Here is a 16,689-nt window from a genome sequence, read left to right on the forward strand (position 1 = left end):
TGATTTAATACAACATTGCCGTTACATTAAAGATTTGAATCAGGAAGAACACATATCGGATGCCAGCGAGCTGAATATCAGGCTCTGGCAGCGGTTCAAAGCCGGCGACGCGGAGGCGCTCGGGCAGCTCGCCCAAACGCATTACCGGGCGCTGTACAACTATGCGACCAAGTTTTCGTCCGACCCCGATTTCATCCGCGATTCCATCCAGGAGCTTTACCTCGAACTCTGGGAACGCCGAACCTTTCTCTCCGAAACCGCATTCGTCAAGTCTTACCTGCTCAAAGCACTCCGTCATAAACTCATTAAGGAAAGCATACGCCTCAAACGCTTCCACGAACCGCAGGTAGCCATTTTCGATACCGACCCATCGGACCCGTCCATCGAAACGAATATCATCGAAGCCGAGCACATCCGCTTCCAGAACGGCCACCTCAAACGCATCATTTCGCTGCTCTCTAAACGCCAGCAGGAGATTATCTACCTCCGCTTCTACCAAAACCTCGACAACGAAGACATCGCTAGCGTGATGGGTCTCGGCCGCCAGAGCGTTTCCAACCTGCTTTATCGCACGTTGAAAGAGATCAAAGAAATCTGGGCGCCTGCCGAGTTTTTTTGGCTGTTGGTGGTATTGTTGGCGTAGGCGGGAATAAGGGAGGAGAGGGAGGATGGAGGAGGCTCGGCTCCGTCGGAGCCCCCGGTGCTGTTCCGCCAAACAAAACATCCCGATCAGAATCGCTGCGAACAAACAATGCCGCTAGGCATACAACATGGGTAGTCCGGGCACCCTTACGCGTCCGTCAATGCCCTTGGGCATGTAACGACAACGCATTTGCTCCCGCTCTGACGTTACATCCCTGACGGGATTTGCGATGCGCTCAATATCCAAAAGCTACCAATATTACATCGCTACGCGATTCTCGCTCAATTGTTTTCTTCCATTCATGCATATCGCGCAATGGCGCGAAGGTCTCCTTCGTGCCGACTATTCGCAGGCCTCCGGCCGGGCGATACCGCACAGACCATACCTGATCACGATATTACTTTCATGACCGGCCGGAGGCCTGCGAATAGTACACACAAATCAAGAGATTTGCGCGAGCGGTTCGGCATCGTAGCACAATACTTTTTATATTTAATATACATATTATACATTTTAAATTATTTAAATATATAATACTCTTTGTAATTATATAACATTTAAAACATCCAAACCTTTCTCCCCTTCCTCCCTCCTCCTTTCCCCCCTTCTATCACTTTTCAAAATTTTTTTTGACTTTTTTGGTTATCCCGGCCCTCAAAGCAGACATACCATTTTAAAGAGCCCGCAAATGCTCTGAATCGTATGTTTTTGTTTTGCCGATGAGCTTACACCGAATATTTACCGTGGAGGAACTGGCGACGGACGAATCGTTCCGGCGCTGGGTAATGACGCCCACACCGGAACTCGACCATTACTGGCAGCAATGGCTGCAACAAAACCCCGATCGTGCGGGCATTGCCGCGCGTGCACGGGAGCTGGTGCTCGCGGTGCACGACATCTACAAAGACGATCTTTCCGAAGAAACGCTCCGCCATGAAATCGCGGAGATTACGCGATTGGCAGAAGAGCGTAAAGCCGAGGGCCGTGTGCCGTTCTACCAGCGGGCGGTTTGGAAAGCAGCGGCGGTACTGCTGCTCACCGGAGGGCTGAGCTGGCTTTATTACACGACGCACAATGCTGTACCTACGTCAAAAACGGGTCAGGAAATTGCTTTGGAGAGTGAAATGCTCGTCAAAACCAACCACACGGAAGTGGAGATGACCGTGCTTCTGAGCGACAACAGCGTGGCTACCCTGGCCAAAGGCAGCAGCATTCGCTACCCCAGGAGCTTCTCAGCGCATGAGCGGCGCGTGTATCTCACCGGTGAGGCATTTTTTGACGTGGCCAAAAATCCCGCGCAGCCGTTCCTGGTTTACACGAACGAAACTGTGACCAAAGTACTCGGCACGAGTTTCCGTATTAAGGCATTTGAGGCCGATAACACCGAAATGGTGGCTGTTAAGACCGGGCGGGTGTCGGTTTATGCCAAGAAGGAATATGAAACCTCGCAAGGGACCAAACCGGCGGGTGTGATCCTGAACCCCAACCAGCAGGTAGTATTCAACCGCAAGGAAAATAAGCTGGAAAAAGCCGTTACGGCCAATCCGGTGCTGCTGGCCGAATCGGCTGTGGTGAAAGACCTCGTGTTCGACGACAGGCCCGTTACCGAGGCATTCGACGCGCTGGCAAAAGCATACGGGATCAGCATTATGTACCAGGCCGAAACACTTTCCAACTGCATGATCAGCGCGCAGTTCAATGAGGAAAATCTGAAACAACGATTGAATGCAATATGCCAGGCGATTGGTGCCGGCTATGATATGGAGGATGGTCAGGTTGTGATCCGTTCAAAAGGTTGTAATTGACTCAAAAAGTCACGAAGTCATTGATGGTCAGGAATTGTCATTGATTGTCAGGATCTCTTAAAGGTTTTGCCGGCTGTAACGTAGCCATTCTAATGTCTCTAAACCCTTTTCAGGACTAAAATCAACTACCATTAATCCCCCGTTTTGCCTATGACATATTATTGACTCTGCCTCCATTTTGAATGATAAAGAGCCAGTGATGATTGCGCCATCACCGGCCCTGCGCCTCCCCTCGCCCGGACTGGAATCTGTGGCGATACAGGAGCATTTTGTCCCGTCATTTCAATCCTGAACAAAACTTTCAAAAGTATGAAAAAACACCGACATCTATCCCGGCTACTTTACAGGGCTATGAGAATATCACTTTACCAATTATTAATTGCCTTAATCTTCGCCACTGTGTCAGCAGCAGGCACCGTTGGGGCACAGGATATTCTGAATCAGAAGATCACTATACAGGTCAGCAACCTGGAAATGAAGACTGTATTGAACAAACTCAACAAGCTGACACAGTTGCGTTTTACGTATAGCTCCTCGTTGATCAAATCGCAGCGGAAGGTATCGATCAATGCGGTGGATAAGCCGCTGGGCGACATTCTGAACGATCTTTTCAAGCCTGTGAACATTACCTACAAGATTGAGGGTAAGCAGGTTGTGCTCATCCGCAATGCCGCCGAACCCGGCAGCGCATTGCCCGAAATGATCCGTAACGAGAGCAATATCGACCGCAATATTACCGGAAAGGTAACCGACGAAAAAGGCGCCCCTCTCCCCGGTGTAAGCATTGTGGTGAAAGGCACCAAGGCAGGTACCGCCACCGATACAGAGGGCGCATTCCAGCTGAGCGTTCCCGATGCGGGCGGCACGCTGGTGTTCTCGTATGTAGGCTACACGCCCCAGGAAATACCGCTCGGTAACCAGTCGAATTACGATATTTCGATGACTCCCGACGTCCGCAACCTCGAAATGGTGGTGGTAACGGCACTGGGTATCAAGCGTGACGCTAAAAAACTGGGCTATTCGACAGCCACCGTGAATACCGAAGAACTGACCACCAACCGTACGACCAACCTGGGTAACAGCCTGCAAGGGAAAGTAGCCGGCTTGAATGTGACGCCGCCTGCGAGCGGTCCGGGTGGTTCCACCAAGATCCGTATCCGCGGCCAGTCGTCGTTTGGCGGCAACAACTCTCCGCTCATTATTGTAAACGGCATTCCGATCAATAACAGCAGCGTTTCGGCGGGCGGGTCGAATGGAAACGGCACAGGTAACCCCACAGGCGGCTCTTCCGATGCGGGAGATGGCTTACAAAGCATTAACCAGGACGATATCGAATCCATGACCGTATTGAAAGGTGCGGCGGCGGCGGCATTATACGGCTTCCGTGCGAAGGATGGTGCGATCATTATCACCACCAAAAGCGGCAGCAAAACGACCGGTATCGGTGTGGAGCTGAATTCGAATTTCCAGGCCCAGGAAGCATTGGATTATACTGATTTTCAATACGAATACGGTCAGGGAGAATTTGGAAAACGCCCCACCACCGTGGCCGAAGCACAAAGCTCGGGTGTATTTGCATTCGGCGAGAAACTCGACGGCAAGCCCACCCCGCAGTTCGACGGCAGTACCCAGCCTTACGTGGCCCACAAGGACCGTATCAAAAAGTTTTACCGCACAGGAACCAGTTTTACCAATTCAGTTGCATTATCAGGCGGCAATGAAAAAGGAAATTTCCGCCTCTCTTTTGCGAATACCGATGCCAATGCGATCATGCCGAATTCGGCTTATCATAAAAAAATCTTCAACCTCGGGTTGAACTACAAGTTTACCAAAAAGCTTTCTGCGCAACTGAACGCAAACTATTCCAACGAGTACAACAAGAACCCGCCCCAGATCGGTATCCAAGACATGAATGCGAACACCACCATTTACACCCTGGCCACCAGCATCGATACCGATTGGCTCAAAAACCGGAAGGATGCCAATGGCAACGAAATGCCCCTGGCGCGTTTCACCAACCGCAACAACCCGTACTGGGTAGCCTACGACCGTTTCGAAAACGTGCGCCGCGACCGGATTTTCGGTAACACCTCGGTGCGTTACGATTTCACCGACTGGCTGTTCGTTCAGGGCCGCATTGGTCAGGATTACTACACGCGTCCGTACAACTACAACCGCCCTACCGGAACACGCTCCATTGGCGCCGTTGCCACCGGTTTCAATGGCTATTACTACCAGGATGTAGCCACTTTCCGCGAGCGTAACATGGACATCCTCATCGGTGCGAACAAATCGTTCGGCGATTTCGGAATCGATATCACATTGGGGGGCAACCAGATGCTGCAGGTAAGCGACAACGTGTCGACCGCCGTGACCAACTTCTACGTGCGTGACCTGTATACGATCGCCAACGGACAAGTCAAGAACCCGAATTACAGTTACAGCAAGAAGAAGGTCAACTCCATCTACGGATCTGCCGAATTTTCCTACAAAAACTTCCTTTTCCTGAACGTAACCGGCCGCAACGACTGGTTCTCAACTTTGAACCCGCAGTCTAACAGCTACTTATACCCATCCGTGAGCGGTAGCTTTGTATTCAGCCAGGCATTCAACAATGCGCCGGATTGGCTCACTTACGGCAAACTTCGCGCGGCATATGCCGAGGTGGGAGGCGATACGGATCCTTATTCGAACAACCTGTACTACGCCATCAATGCCAACCCTTTCAATGGAACGGCATTGGGTAACCTGCCATCGACGGTGAGCCCGAATGCGAATCTCCGCCCGCTTAAAGTGAAGGAAACCGAGGTTGGTTTGGAATTGAAGACATTTGACAGCCGCCTGAACCTCGACCTTTCATTATACCGCAAAAACACCGTTGACGAGATCCTGAATGTCAGCATTTCAAACACTTCGGGTTTCAGCCAGACCAAAGTGAATGTGGGTAAACTGCGTAACCAGGGCGTGGAGTTTCTCTTGACAGTCGTGCCGGTTCGCAATGATAATTTCACTTGGGAAACCAGCTTCAACGGCAGTTACAACATTAGCAAGGTGATCGAGCTCGCCGAAAGGCAGGATCGTTTCGACGTAGGTGTGGGTGAATTCTTCGGGATTGTATCACACGAGGTAGGCAAACCGCTGGCATCGCTCCGCGGGTTCGACTACAAGCGCGATGCGCAGGGCCGCATTGTTACTTCGGGTGGTCTGCCGCAACAAGGTAACCTTACCACCTTCGGCAGCGCGATCCCGAAATGGGTCGGTGCGTGGGTGAATACAATCAATGTAAAAGGTATCCGTATCGGCACGCAGATCGATTTCAAGGCGGGTAACAAGATCCTCTCGAACTCTAACCTGAACTTCCTGCGCGAAGGTCTTTCGAAGCCATCGCTCGTAGGCCGTGAAGGCGGCGTGTTGCTCGAAGGCGTAACCGCCACCGGCGAACCGAATACGCAACGCGTTGAAGCTGAGCAGTTCTATACCGCTTACCGCAGCACCAACCTGGCATCGCCATTCGTGTACAATGGCGCATTCGTGCGTTGGAGAACACTTTCCGTAGGTTATGACCTCTCGCGCTTCGTACGCGACAAGAGCTTCATCAAAGGCCTCACGCTATCCGCCATGTGCAACAATGTGCTGATGATCAAGAAGTATATCGACAACCTCGATCCCGAAGCACAGGTATCGTCCTCCGACAACCTGCAAGGCATTGAAACGCATACACTTCCTACCACGCGGAGTTACGGGGTTAATTTGAACATTAAATTATAGGAGAATGGAGGAAAGGGAGAAAGAAGGAAGGAAAAACATTCAGTCATTCAATCATTCAATCATTCAGTCATTGAAATCTATGAGACGATTATTCATATATGCCGGAGCGCTCGCGATGCTCATTGGCGCTAATTCCTGCGATAAGGGGTTTGAGGATGTGAACAAAAATCCGGTGCTGGCCACCAGTGTGGACCCGGTTTACCTGTTCTCGAATGCGGAGTTCACGTCGGCCATTGCCACGCAGAACTACCAGATGCAGATCGTGCAGCAGATCAACACACCTTATACCGGTGTGCTGGAAGGCGGTAACCACAATGCCGTTTCCGATCCGAATTCCAATGCGAATTTCAACTCTTTGTATCTGCAAAACGGCCCCGTGAACCTGCTGACGACGGTTATTGCCCAAACGAAGGATAATCCGGCCCGCAGCAACCTGTACAACATGTCGCGGATCTGGAAGGCCTACGTGTTTATGGTTTTGGTGGATACTTACGGTGATGTTCCCTATTTCGAAGCGGGGAAGGCGTTTCTGGAAGGGATTAACCTGCCCAAATACGACGATCAGAAAGTGATTTACGACGACATCCTGAAAGAGTTGCAGGAGGGCACCAAGGCGCTGGACGCCAGTAAGGCCATCGAATCGGGTGATCTGTTTTTTAAAGGGAATATTGCCCAATGGAAAAAGCTGGGTAACTCGCTGCTGCTCCGCGCCGCCATGCGGTATTCCAAAATCGACGCGGCGAAGGCGAAGCAATATGTGGCAATAGCCGTCGACCCTGCAAATGGCGGGCTCCAAAGCTCCAACGCCGACAATGCGCTGATCGCATTCAACAGCACATTCAACCACCCGCTGGCCAACTATTTCCAGGGAACAGAGCGTGGAAATGTGTACCTGGGCAAAGCATTGGTGGATTTCCTGAAAGAAACCAGCGACCCGCGCATCCGGGTGATCGCCGTGAAATACGAGACGCCGGGCAATCCGCTCGCCACCGCCGGTGCTGAGGATACCACCCCGGCAAGCCAGCAAGGCATGCCGTACGGCTACAACGAATCCACGATCGCCAACGCGCCTGACTTCCCCGGCAAAATCGGTTCCGCATTTAAATATTCGCAGATCAACCGCCGTACGCTGGGTAAAATCGATGCACCGGAGTTCTTCATTACCTATTCGCAAACCAGCCTCCTGCTCGCAGAAGCGGTGCAGCGCGGATGGGCGACGGGTGACGTAAAGGCATTGTACGAAGCCGGCGTGCGTGCGCATATGAACCAGATGGCCACCTACGATGTGCTCGCAACCATCCCGACAACGAGCCAGGATGCCTTCCTGACGGCCAACCCCTTTGTGCCGGCAAAAGCATTGGAGCAGATCAACAACCAGTACTGGATTTCCTCATTCCTGAACGGCTCCGAGGCATGGGCGAACTTCCGCAGGAGTGGCTTCCCGACACTTCCGATTAACAATTATCCGGGTAAAGACCCGTCAGTGAAGGACTTCATCAAACGATTGGTGTACCCGGTTCTCGAACACTCGGTGAACGAGGCCAACTACAAGGAGGCCGTCGCCAGAATGGGGCCTGACGAGCTTGGAACACCCGTTTTTTGGGATAAATAACAATCAATACCAACCCTTAATTATTTTTTTATGCTCAAACAAACCTTGCTTGCGGGAGCGTTTGTGCTGGGAAGCCTCGCTTCCCATGCACAAGCGATCTCCCCCACTCCCGATCAGATCAAAGCCTACACCGCCGGCTGGAAAGGTGAACGCTCGCCGGATGGCCGTCCGCGCGTTTCGGATGCCATCCTGGCGCGCCTGAAAAACATCTCCATGGAAGAAGCCTGGGGCGTGCTCCGCAACAAAGGCTATCATAACCAGTTCGAAGGTGAATGGCAGCTGATCCACAACGACAGCACCATGACGGGCCGCGTGGTAACGGCGCAATACATGCCCTCCCGCCCCGATTTGCAGGATTTGGTAAAAGAAACCGGTAAAAAAGAAGGCCGCGTGCAAACCGGCGGTACCAACTCCTGGCCGATCGACGTCCTCAAAGAAGGCGATGTGTACGTGGCCGACGGTTATGGCAAAATTGCCGACGGTACGCTCATCGGCGACAACCTCGGCAACTCTATTTACGCCAAATCCAAACGCGGGGTGATCTTTTACGGCTCTGTACGCGACGTGGAAGGATTGAGCGAGATCAAAGGTTTCAATGCGTGGATCAAAGGCCAGGACCCTTCGTACATCCAGCAAATGATGCTCACAAACATCAACACGCCGATCCGCATTGGTCGCGCGGTGGTGCTCCCCGGCGATGTGGTGCTGGCCAAAAAATACGGTACGATCTTCATTCCGGCACATTTGGTGGAAGACCTGGTGATCACCTCGGAAGTAACGGCCCTGCGCGACGAGTTCGGCCACCTGCGCCTGCGTGAGGGCAAGTACACGCCCGGGGAAATCGACACCAAATGGTCCGACGCGATCCAGAAGGACTTCCTCAACTGGGTGAACAACTACCCCGGCAAACTACCGATGACGAAGAAGGAGCTGGACGATTATCTCAAAGAAAGAAATTATTGACGGCCGACCACCGACGGCCGACGGCCGATCTCAGTCAGGAAATCGGCGGTCAGCGGTCAGCCGTCGGCGGTCAAAAACCACTAAACTCAAATCCCAATGAAACACATTCTCAAGCAAATCATCGAGTCGAATAAGCAAGTTGAAAGCGCTGAAAAAGCGGCTGCTGCGGCGGAAATTGCTAATCCTTCTACCAAGGATAGTCGCCGGAATTTCCTTCGTAAAACCGCGGTAGGCGGCATTGCATTAGGAGGCTTTATGACGATGTCGACCGAGGACACCATTGCACAGGCTACTTCCAAAGTAAGCCGCGCTTCGAAGCCTTCTGAATTGAAAATCACCGATTTGCGCTATTGCATTGTGCAGAATGTCGGCCGCACGCCCATTATCCGCATTGATACCAACCAGGGCATTTACGGGCTTGGCGAGGTACGCGACGGTGCCGACGAGCGTTATGCGCTCTTCCTGAAAAGCCATTTGCTTGGGCAAAACCCTTGTAATGTCGAGCAGCTGTTCAAGTCGATCAAGCAGTTTGGTTACCACGGTCGCCAGGCGGGTGGCGTGTGCGGGGTGGAAATGGCGCTTTGGGACCTTTGTGGCAAAGCTTATGGCGTGCCTTGCTGGCAGCTGCTGGGCGGCCGTTACCGCGATAAAGTGCGTTTGTACGCGGATACGCCGGAGTCGAACGATATCAATGAGTTTAAGCAAAAAATCAAATTCCGTACGCAGGACCAGGGTTATACCTGGCTCAAAATGGATATTTCGATCGGTATGCTCAGAAATAGCGAAGGCGGTGTAGTCAACAACAAGTTCTGGGGCGGCGGTTTCTCGCAATGGGCCGGTGATTACCATTCTTACGCGAATACCAAACACCCTTTCACCGCAATCCAGATCACCCCGAAGGGCCTGGAAGAAATGGCGAAAGTCGTAGAAGAAGTGCGCGGCGTGGTAGGCTACGAAATTCCGCTTTCTTCCGACCATTATGGCCATTTTGACTTAAACAATGGAATCCGCCTCGGCAAGGCACTCGACAAATACCGCCTGGCGTGGTTTGAAGACATGGTGCCCTGGGAATACACCGACCAATGGAAAACCATTTCCGACGCACTCGAAACCCCGACGCTCACCGGCGAGGACATTTACCTCAAGGAAGGCTTCAAGGCATTGATCGAGCAACGCGCGGTGGACATCGTTCACCCCGACCTGGCATCATCGGGCGGATTGCTCGAAACAAAACGCATCGGGGATTATGCTGAGGATCATGGCATTGCGATGGCAATGCACTTTGCTGGCACGCCGGTGAGCTTTATGGCCAACGTGCATTGCGCTGCCGCTACACAGAACTTCCTGGCATTGGAACACCACTCGGTGGACGTGCCCTGGTGGGAAAGCCTGGTGAAAACCACCGACGGCCGCAAACTGATCGACAAAGGCTATGCAACTGTGCCGCTGGAAGCGCCTGGCCTAGGCATCGAACTGGTGGATGAAGAGGTTAAAAAACATCTGCATCCGAAAGACAAATCCTATTTCGCCCCTACGCCCGACTGGAACGAAAAACGTTCGCACGACCGCCTTTGGAGCTAGTTTTTTGAAAGATGGTAGGGCGCGAAGTCCTACCATCTTTCGGCTTAATTCAGTATTTTGCGCGCTTCACTCTCATATGTACTGATGAAGAACATTCGCAACGTACTATTTTACAGCATTACTATCGGAATTTTCTCGGCCCTGCTTTACTTCTTTATCCGACAGGGCACATTCCTCGAAAAAGCCGGCCAGATTACCCAAAAACAGACAACCACCTCTTCCTGGGAGCAATTTACAGATACATTCGGGCACAATATCCACCATCCGCTCGCCACGCTCCTGCTTCAAATCGTCACCATCATCATCGTTGCCCGGCTCTTCGGCTGGGTATGCAAGGCTATCGGCCAGCCAACGGTAATCGGAGAGATTGCGGCGGGTATTTTCCTGGGGCCTTCCGTGCTGGGCATGTTCTATCCCGAAGTATCAGCCCTGATTTTCCCTGCCAACTCGCTTGGTAACTTGCAGTTTCTCAGCCAGGTGGGCTTAATACTCTTCATGTTTATCATCGGCATGGAGCTCGATTTGAATGTATTGAAAACCAAGGCACAGGAAGCCATCGTGATCAGTCACGCGAGCATTATCCTCCCATTTGCATTAGGTGTGGGCCTTGCGTTGTACATGTATACCGACTTTGCCCCAGAGAATATCAGCTTCCTTTCATTTTCACTCTTCATTGGTATTGCATTGAGTATCACGGCATTTCCCGTGCTGGCGCGCATTGTACAGGAACGCGGGCTCTCCCGTACACGCCTGGGCATGATGGTGATCACCTGCGCCGCCACCGACGATATTACCGCCTGGTGTATCCTCGCAGCGGTGATCGCTATTGTAAAAGCCGGTGAATTTGTGAGCGCGATTTACACTATTCTGCTTGCGGCAGGTTACGTTATTGTCATGTTGAAAGTGGTAAAACCGCTGCTCAAACGCATCGGCGACCACTACGCCTACCGCGAAGGCCTCACGAAGCCCGTAGTGGCCGTGTTCTTTTTAATGTTGCTCCTTTCCTCCTATTGCACCGAAATAATCGGCATCCACGCCCTTTTCGGAGCGTTTATGGCGGGGGTTATCATGCCGGTGAACCAGCGCTTCCGCAACATTTTCATCGAGAAAGTAGAGGATGTTTCGCTGGTGCTGCTCTTGCCGTTATTCTTTGTTTTCACCGGTCTGAGAACTCAGATAGGCCTCCTGAACGACCCTCATCTCTGGTGGGTCACCGGCTTGATTATCGCCGCGGCGGTAACCGGGAAGTTCATCGGCAGCACAGTGGCGGCCCGCTTCGTAAAGCAATCCTGGCGCGACAGCCTCATTATCGGGTCTTTGATGAATACCCGGGGATTGATGGAGCTGGTAGTGCTCAATATCGGCTATGACATCGGAGTATTGTCGCCGGAAATATTTGCGATGATGGTTATCATGGCCCTCGCAACGACCTGTATGACAGGCCCCGCCCTCGACCTGATCGACAAATTCCTTCCGGGCCCGAAATGGGACGATATTCATCCGGTGCACGAGCCGTCGCGCTTCTCGGTTCTGATCGCATTCGCCAGCCCGCAGGGAGGCCGCAAAATGCTGCGTCTGGCCGATAAGCTGGTTTCCAAACAGCCTGATGAACAGCAGATCACGGCGTTACACCTCTCGCCTAGCAGTTATCTCAACCAGGTCAATACCGAAGAATACCAATACGAAACTTTCCGCCCGATCAACGAAGAAGCCCACGAGCTCAATACCACTTTCACGTCTCTGTTCAAACCCTCGCAGAGCATTGAGCACGACATTATCGAAATAGCGAATGAGGGCGACTTTGATATGCTTATGATCGGAATCGGCAGGTCGGTCTTTGAAGGTACATTTTTAGGCAAAATATTGGGTTTCACCTCCAAGTTCGTGAGCCGTGAACGCCTTTTCGACACCATTACCGGTAAGGAAAAACTCTTCCATTCCGACGTGTTCGACGAGCGCACGACGCATATCATCCGGTCGGTAAAAGTGCCTGTCGGCATTCTGATTGAAAAAAACCTGGAACAGGTCAGGAACGTTTTCATGCCGCTGTTCACCCCGGAGGACCGCCGCCTGCTTCCCTTCGCTGAACGCCTCTCCACAGTAAGCGGCCTTCGTATGACGATTATGGATCCCTCGCAGACCGTCAGCCAGCATGCCGAAACAGGCGAAGCGCTGGATGCATTGCAGGAAAAATCGCCGGAAAACGTGACGATGCTCTATGAAAATGTGCTTGAAAAAGACTTTCTGCAAGGCCAGGACCTGATGGTGATCAGCCTCGAAAGCTGGATCAAGGCCGTCGAATCGCACAGTGTGTGGCTGTCCAACTCCCCGTCCGTGCTGATCATACGGAGCTGAGGACCAGACTTTCCGGCTCTTCGTGGGCCGGAAAGTCACCGTTGCAGGTTTTTAAAAGGAATAATAAGTGTTTACTTTACAGTAGCGACGCTAGCATTCCACTTCTATGATCCCATTTTTAAGCCAAAACCGCTTCACGAAGTCCATTAACCCGCAAACAATCCTTTTTTTCTTTCATAACTTCTTCACGAATGTAGGTACCACGCTGGTATATGTCTCTGCCAACGTGCTCCTGCTCGAAAACCATCCAGAGTACTCGCTGCCGCTTGCCTATATCGCTGCTGCGCTTGCCGTGATGGCCTCGGGGAAGATTTATGAGTACTTCGAACACCATCTGCTACTGAAAAAGCTGAGCCTCGGCACCATGCTTTCATCGCTGTTCATGGTGGTGATCGTGATGGGCCTGCTGCTGGTCGGACACGGTGTAGCCACGGCCATTGCCGTGATGGTAGGTTACCGCATTATTTACTTAATGATTAACCTGGAATTCTGGGGGCTATCCGCATTGGTTTTCGATGTGCGCCAAAGCAAACGGCTGTTCAGCGTGATCGGCTCGGGTGATATGCCCGCCAAAGCATTGGGTGCCGTGTTGGCTGTATTGATCCACTCGCCGTCGGTACTGGCTATTTTACTGGCTATCTCACTGGTTTTCTTCGCATTGGCGTTTTACACGCAGATCCTGACGTTCCGGCATACCGACATTCCGAACCCGCATCACGCCCGCACCCGCACGACGGAATCCGACTCCCGCATTATCCAGAAGTACTTTGGCGGCAACAAGCTGCTTACTTCATTGTGCATCGGTATGGTCGCCATTGCGGCTACCGCCACGTGGATCGAGTACCATTTCTTCGTGAATGTGAAGTACAAATTCCACAGCCAGCACGATGTAATCTTCTTTGTGGGTTCGTTGCTGACGGCCACCTATGTGATTTCGACATTTGTCAAAATGCTGTTTTCGAGCAAAACCGTGGAGCGTTTCGGCATCAAACTTACGTTGTATCTCCTGCCGCTCACGACCATCGCCATTTCGCTCGGATTGCTCATTTCATCGTACTTCCGCAAGGACGAGCCTTCGCTGCTGGTGTACTATTGCATTGCCTACCTGCTTTTCGAGCTCGTGAGGCGTACTATTTTCGATCCGGTATTCCTCGTTTTGTTCCAGCCGCTTTCCACCAAAACCCGTTTGAAAGGCCACACGCTGGCAAAGGGCCTTTTTGAACCCCTGGGGATGCTGATTGCCGGCATAATGCTCTGGATCATCTACACACAGCATTGGAGCGATATCAGCCTTACTTTCGACTTGTCGCTGCTGTTTGCGCTGGGCGCATTAGTCGTGTTCCGCAAAACCTACCGCCATTACATGCAGGAGCTGAAATCGGCGATCAGCAAGCGGTTTATCCGCAGCGGCGAAATGGCCGCCCCTGCAGAGGCATTGCCGATCATCACCGAAAACCTACAAAGCGACCGCAAGGAAGAGGTTTTGAATGCGATCGACTGGCTCGCACGCAATAAAGTCTCGCTCTTCCGCAAACATGCCGACGAACTACTGAAAAACCCGTTCGTGCAGGTCCGCTTAAAGACATTGCAAACGCTCTCGGCGCTGGACAAACCCGAGCTTTCAGCCTCGTTCATCCAGTACATCGAAGACGAGCCCGATGCAGCCTGCCAGGTCCTGGCCGTACGCCTTGCCTGCGCGAACGCCCGCCTGAACGAAGAGCAAACTGCCCGCTTCCTCGCCCACCACGACCTCGACATTGTGAAGGGGACTATTATCGGTTGCTGGGAAGCCGGGAAGGCCCTGCCGTTAATCCACGGCACATTGCAACGGCTGTTCGGCTCGGAACAGGAAAGCGACCAGCTTGCAGCGCTCGACTGCCTGAAAGTAACGGGTATCAACTCCTACGAAAACCTCCTCAAAAGCTGCATCCACAACGGCTCGCAACGCGTCCGCAACTACGCGATCGAGGTGGCTGCGACGGTGGGCTCCCCTGCCCTGCTGCGCGATTTGCGCCTCGTGCTCACGGGTACACTAACGCCTGCAACCATCCACGCAATGATCCGTTCCGGCGACCTCGGCATCCGCATTATCGAGGAATGGTTGCAGCAGGATACCTCCGGAGACCGCATCCGGACGTTCATTAAAACGGCTGAAAAAGGTCGGCACGAATTTATACTTCAAATACTTTTTAACCTTATTAAAAATATTTACCAGCATAAATTTTTAATTAATACTAAAAATATAGACAATACTAAAAGAAAAGAAAGTGGTATTCATATCGAAAATATTGATAGTTTCACCCATATAGCGGCATTGAAAGCCCTGAGCCACTATACTTTAATATCTGATTATAAAGAAGTTATTCCTGAATTTGTAGAGAAAGAGTTAATCCATGCCGGGCAGCTGCTCAATGGAATGGATGCATCCGAAAGCGATATTACCTGGAACAATGCATTGGAATACGAGCTCGAACTCACTGCTCAAAGGCTGTTCTATCTGTTCATGATGCAGTATGACAAGGAAGCTGTGCAGAGTGCATGGAAGGGAATCAGGCATGCGAGCAAGGAGAAACGCGCCAACTCGCTCGAACTGATCGAGAGCCTTTTACCGCGTATGCTGTACCCGTCGCTGCATGCATTGTTTGAAAATATTTCCATCCAGAAAAAGCGCGACGCACTGCGCCAGTACATGGGGAATGTCGATCCGGGGCTGTCGCTGATCACCACCATTCTTTCGCAGGAGGAGCGGTCGTTCACGACCTGGACCATCGCGCTCGCCGTCGCACAATGCGACATTACCGAGGCCGACCTGAACCATCTTGAAAAGCTCGCTAACCATTCATCGCGCCTGATACGCGAGGCCGTACACGAACGATACGCCGCCCTTGCCCTGCGCCCCGATCTTAAATTCTCGCTTAGAATCCCTATGAAACACGCCGAACCTACCCAGCAGATTTCCGAAATGGAAAGGGTGATCGTCCTTAAAAACACCCAGCTTTTCGCGCAGACGCCCGAGAATGTGCTCAGTTCCATCGCTCCGATCATGAAGGAAGTGACTTACAGCGACGGCCAGGAGATATTTGCAAAAGGCGACCTCGGCGATTCGATGTACATCATTTACACCGGCCAGGTCGGCATTTACGACGGTCCGAAACAGCTTGCGTTGTTCGATAAGGGCGAGATTTTCGGAGAGCTTGCATTGCTCGATACCGAGCCGCGTTCGGCCACAACCGTAGCAGAAACCGACATACTGGTGTTCCGCATCGACCAGGAAGATTTCTTTGAACTGATGGAAGAACGCGACGAAATCTTGCGCAACGTGCTGCGTATCCTATGCCAGCGCATCCGCGTGCAGAACGAGAAAATGCGCCGATTATAAGGCGCGAGCCGTATTTTTGAGGTGTTGGAGATGCCGTTGCTTGGCGGCATCCCGACGCTTCCGCTCCGAAGCCGTCCAATACGAATGCGCTTCCAGGAACCTGACCTGCACCGCATCCCACGCAGGAATGTCTTCCACCATATCCCGAACTTTCAATTCTTCGAATAAAGTGGCTGCAATGCCCTCAAAATCGTCACGGCCGAGGTAGTCCAGGTCGGCGTCACAAATAATCCTTTCCAGGGCATTTTTGGGGCTTTGGGGGATCTTTGTAGCCATTATCATCCCGCATATTAGCTCGATTTGGCTCTCCGTGTATCCAAATCCGGGTAGCACCTCGCGTGCGAGCGCGCAACCCGCCTCCTCATGGCCCTGGTACGTCTTCATAAAGCCGCTGTCGTGGTAAAAAGCGGCTGTGCGGAGCAATGTAAGCGATTCTGTGTCGGTAATACCCTCCAACGCCGCTATTTCTGCGGATGCTTGCACGACGTCGAGCGTATGATGGATGCCGTGGTAAAAAAGCGTGCGATCCAGCCGCTTTTCGAGCCGTTCGAGCACATATTGTTCAGCCTTATCGATTTGCATG

The 16,689-nt window shown here is 52.2% G+C and carries 10 protein-coding genes; 9 read left to right on the forward strand and 1 reads right to left on the reverse strand.

Features of this window, described 5'->3' with window-relative positions:
• The first annotated feature begins 34 nt into the window (after positions 1–34).
• The 9 genes from CLV60_RS25410 to CLV60_RS25445 all read left to right on the forward strand — a co-directional run bounded on the left by CLV60_RS25410 (position 35) and on the right by CLV60_RS25445 (position 16,106).
• On the forward strand, positions 35–643 hold the full coding sequence (locus CLV60_RS25410) for an RNA polymerase sigma factor (RefSeq protein WP_106598208.1): 609 nt from the start codon (positions 35–37) through the stop codon (positions 641–643).
• 229 nt (positions 644–872) lie between these two features.
• Complete coding sequence (locus CLV60_RS34150) at positions 873–1,052, forward strand: hypothetical protein (RefSeq protein WP_146151590.1); 180 nt, start codon at positions 873–875, stop codon at positions 1,050–1,052.
• Positions 1,053–1,362: 310 nt separating this feature from the next.
• Positions 1,363–2,448 (forward strand): FecR family protein, encoded by a 1,086-nt coding sequence (locus CLV60_RS25415; RefSeq protein WP_106598209.1) that lies wholly within the window; start codon positions 1,363–1,365, stop codon positions 2,446–2,448.
• Positions 2,449–2,847: 399 nt separating this feature from the next.
• Entirely contained in the window at positions 2,848–6,216 is a 3,369-nt protein-coding gene (locus CLV60_RS25420) for a SusC/RagA family TonB-linked outer membrane protein (RefSeq protein ID WP_229211127.1), read from the forward strand.
• A 79-nt stretch (positions 6,217–6,295) separates the two neighbouring features.
• The gene (locus CLV60_RS25425) at positions 6,296–7,828 is read left to right on the forward strand and encodes a SusD/RagB family nutrient-binding outer membrane lipoprotein (protein WP_106598371.1); all 1,533 of its coding nucleotides are present in this window, start codon (positions 6,296–6,298) and stop codon (positions 7,826–7,828) included.
• 30 nt (positions 7,829–7,858) lie between these two features.
• Complete coding sequence (locus CLV60_RS25430; RefSeq protein ID WP_106598211.1) at positions 7,859–8,791, forward strand: RraA family protein; 933 nt, start codon at positions 7,859–7,861, stop codon at positions 8,789–8,791.
• A 96-nt stretch (positions 8,792–8,887) separates the two neighbouring features.
• The gene (locus CLV60_RS25435; RefSeq protein ID WP_106598212.1) at positions 8,888–10,372 is read left to right on the forward strand and encodes a mandelate racemase/muconate lactonizing enzyme family protein; all 1,485 of its coding nucleotides are present in this window, start codon (positions 8,888–8,890) and stop codon (positions 10,370–10,372) included.
• Between the two features lie 84 nt (positions 10,373–10,456).
• Positions 10,457–12,727 carry a cation:proton antiporter gene (locus tag CLV60_RS25440; RefSeq protein WP_106598213.1) on the forward strand — a complete coding sequence of 757 codons (2,271 nt, stop codon included), beginning with the start codon at positions 10,457–10,459 and terminating at the stop codon, positions 12,725–12,727.
• Positions 12,728–12,833: 106 nt separating this feature from the next.
• Positions 12,834–16,106 carry a cyclic nucleotide-binding domain-containing protein gene (locus CLV60_RS25445; protein ID WP_106598214.1) on the forward strand — a complete coding sequence of 1,091 codons (3,273 nt, stop codon included), beginning with the start codon at positions 12,834–12,836 and terminating at the stop codon, positions 16,104–16,106.
• Here CLV60_RS25445 and CLV60_RS25450 read toward each other — a convergent pair.
• Entirely contained in the window at positions 16,101–16,688 is a 588-nt protein-coding gene (locus CLV60_RS25450; RefSeq protein ID WP_106598215.1) for an HD domain-containing protein, read from the reverse strand. The two genes, CLV60_RS25445 and CLV60_RS25450, sit on opposite strands and share 6 nt — an antisense overlap.
• Position 16,689: the final 1 nt, after the last annotated feature.

The organism is Dyadobacter jiangsuensis (genome assembly GCF_003014695.1).
In the GTDB taxonomy this organism is placed as follows: Bacteria; Bacteroidota; Bacteroidia; order Cytophagales; family Spirosomataceae; genus Dyadobacter; species Dyadobacter jiangsuensis.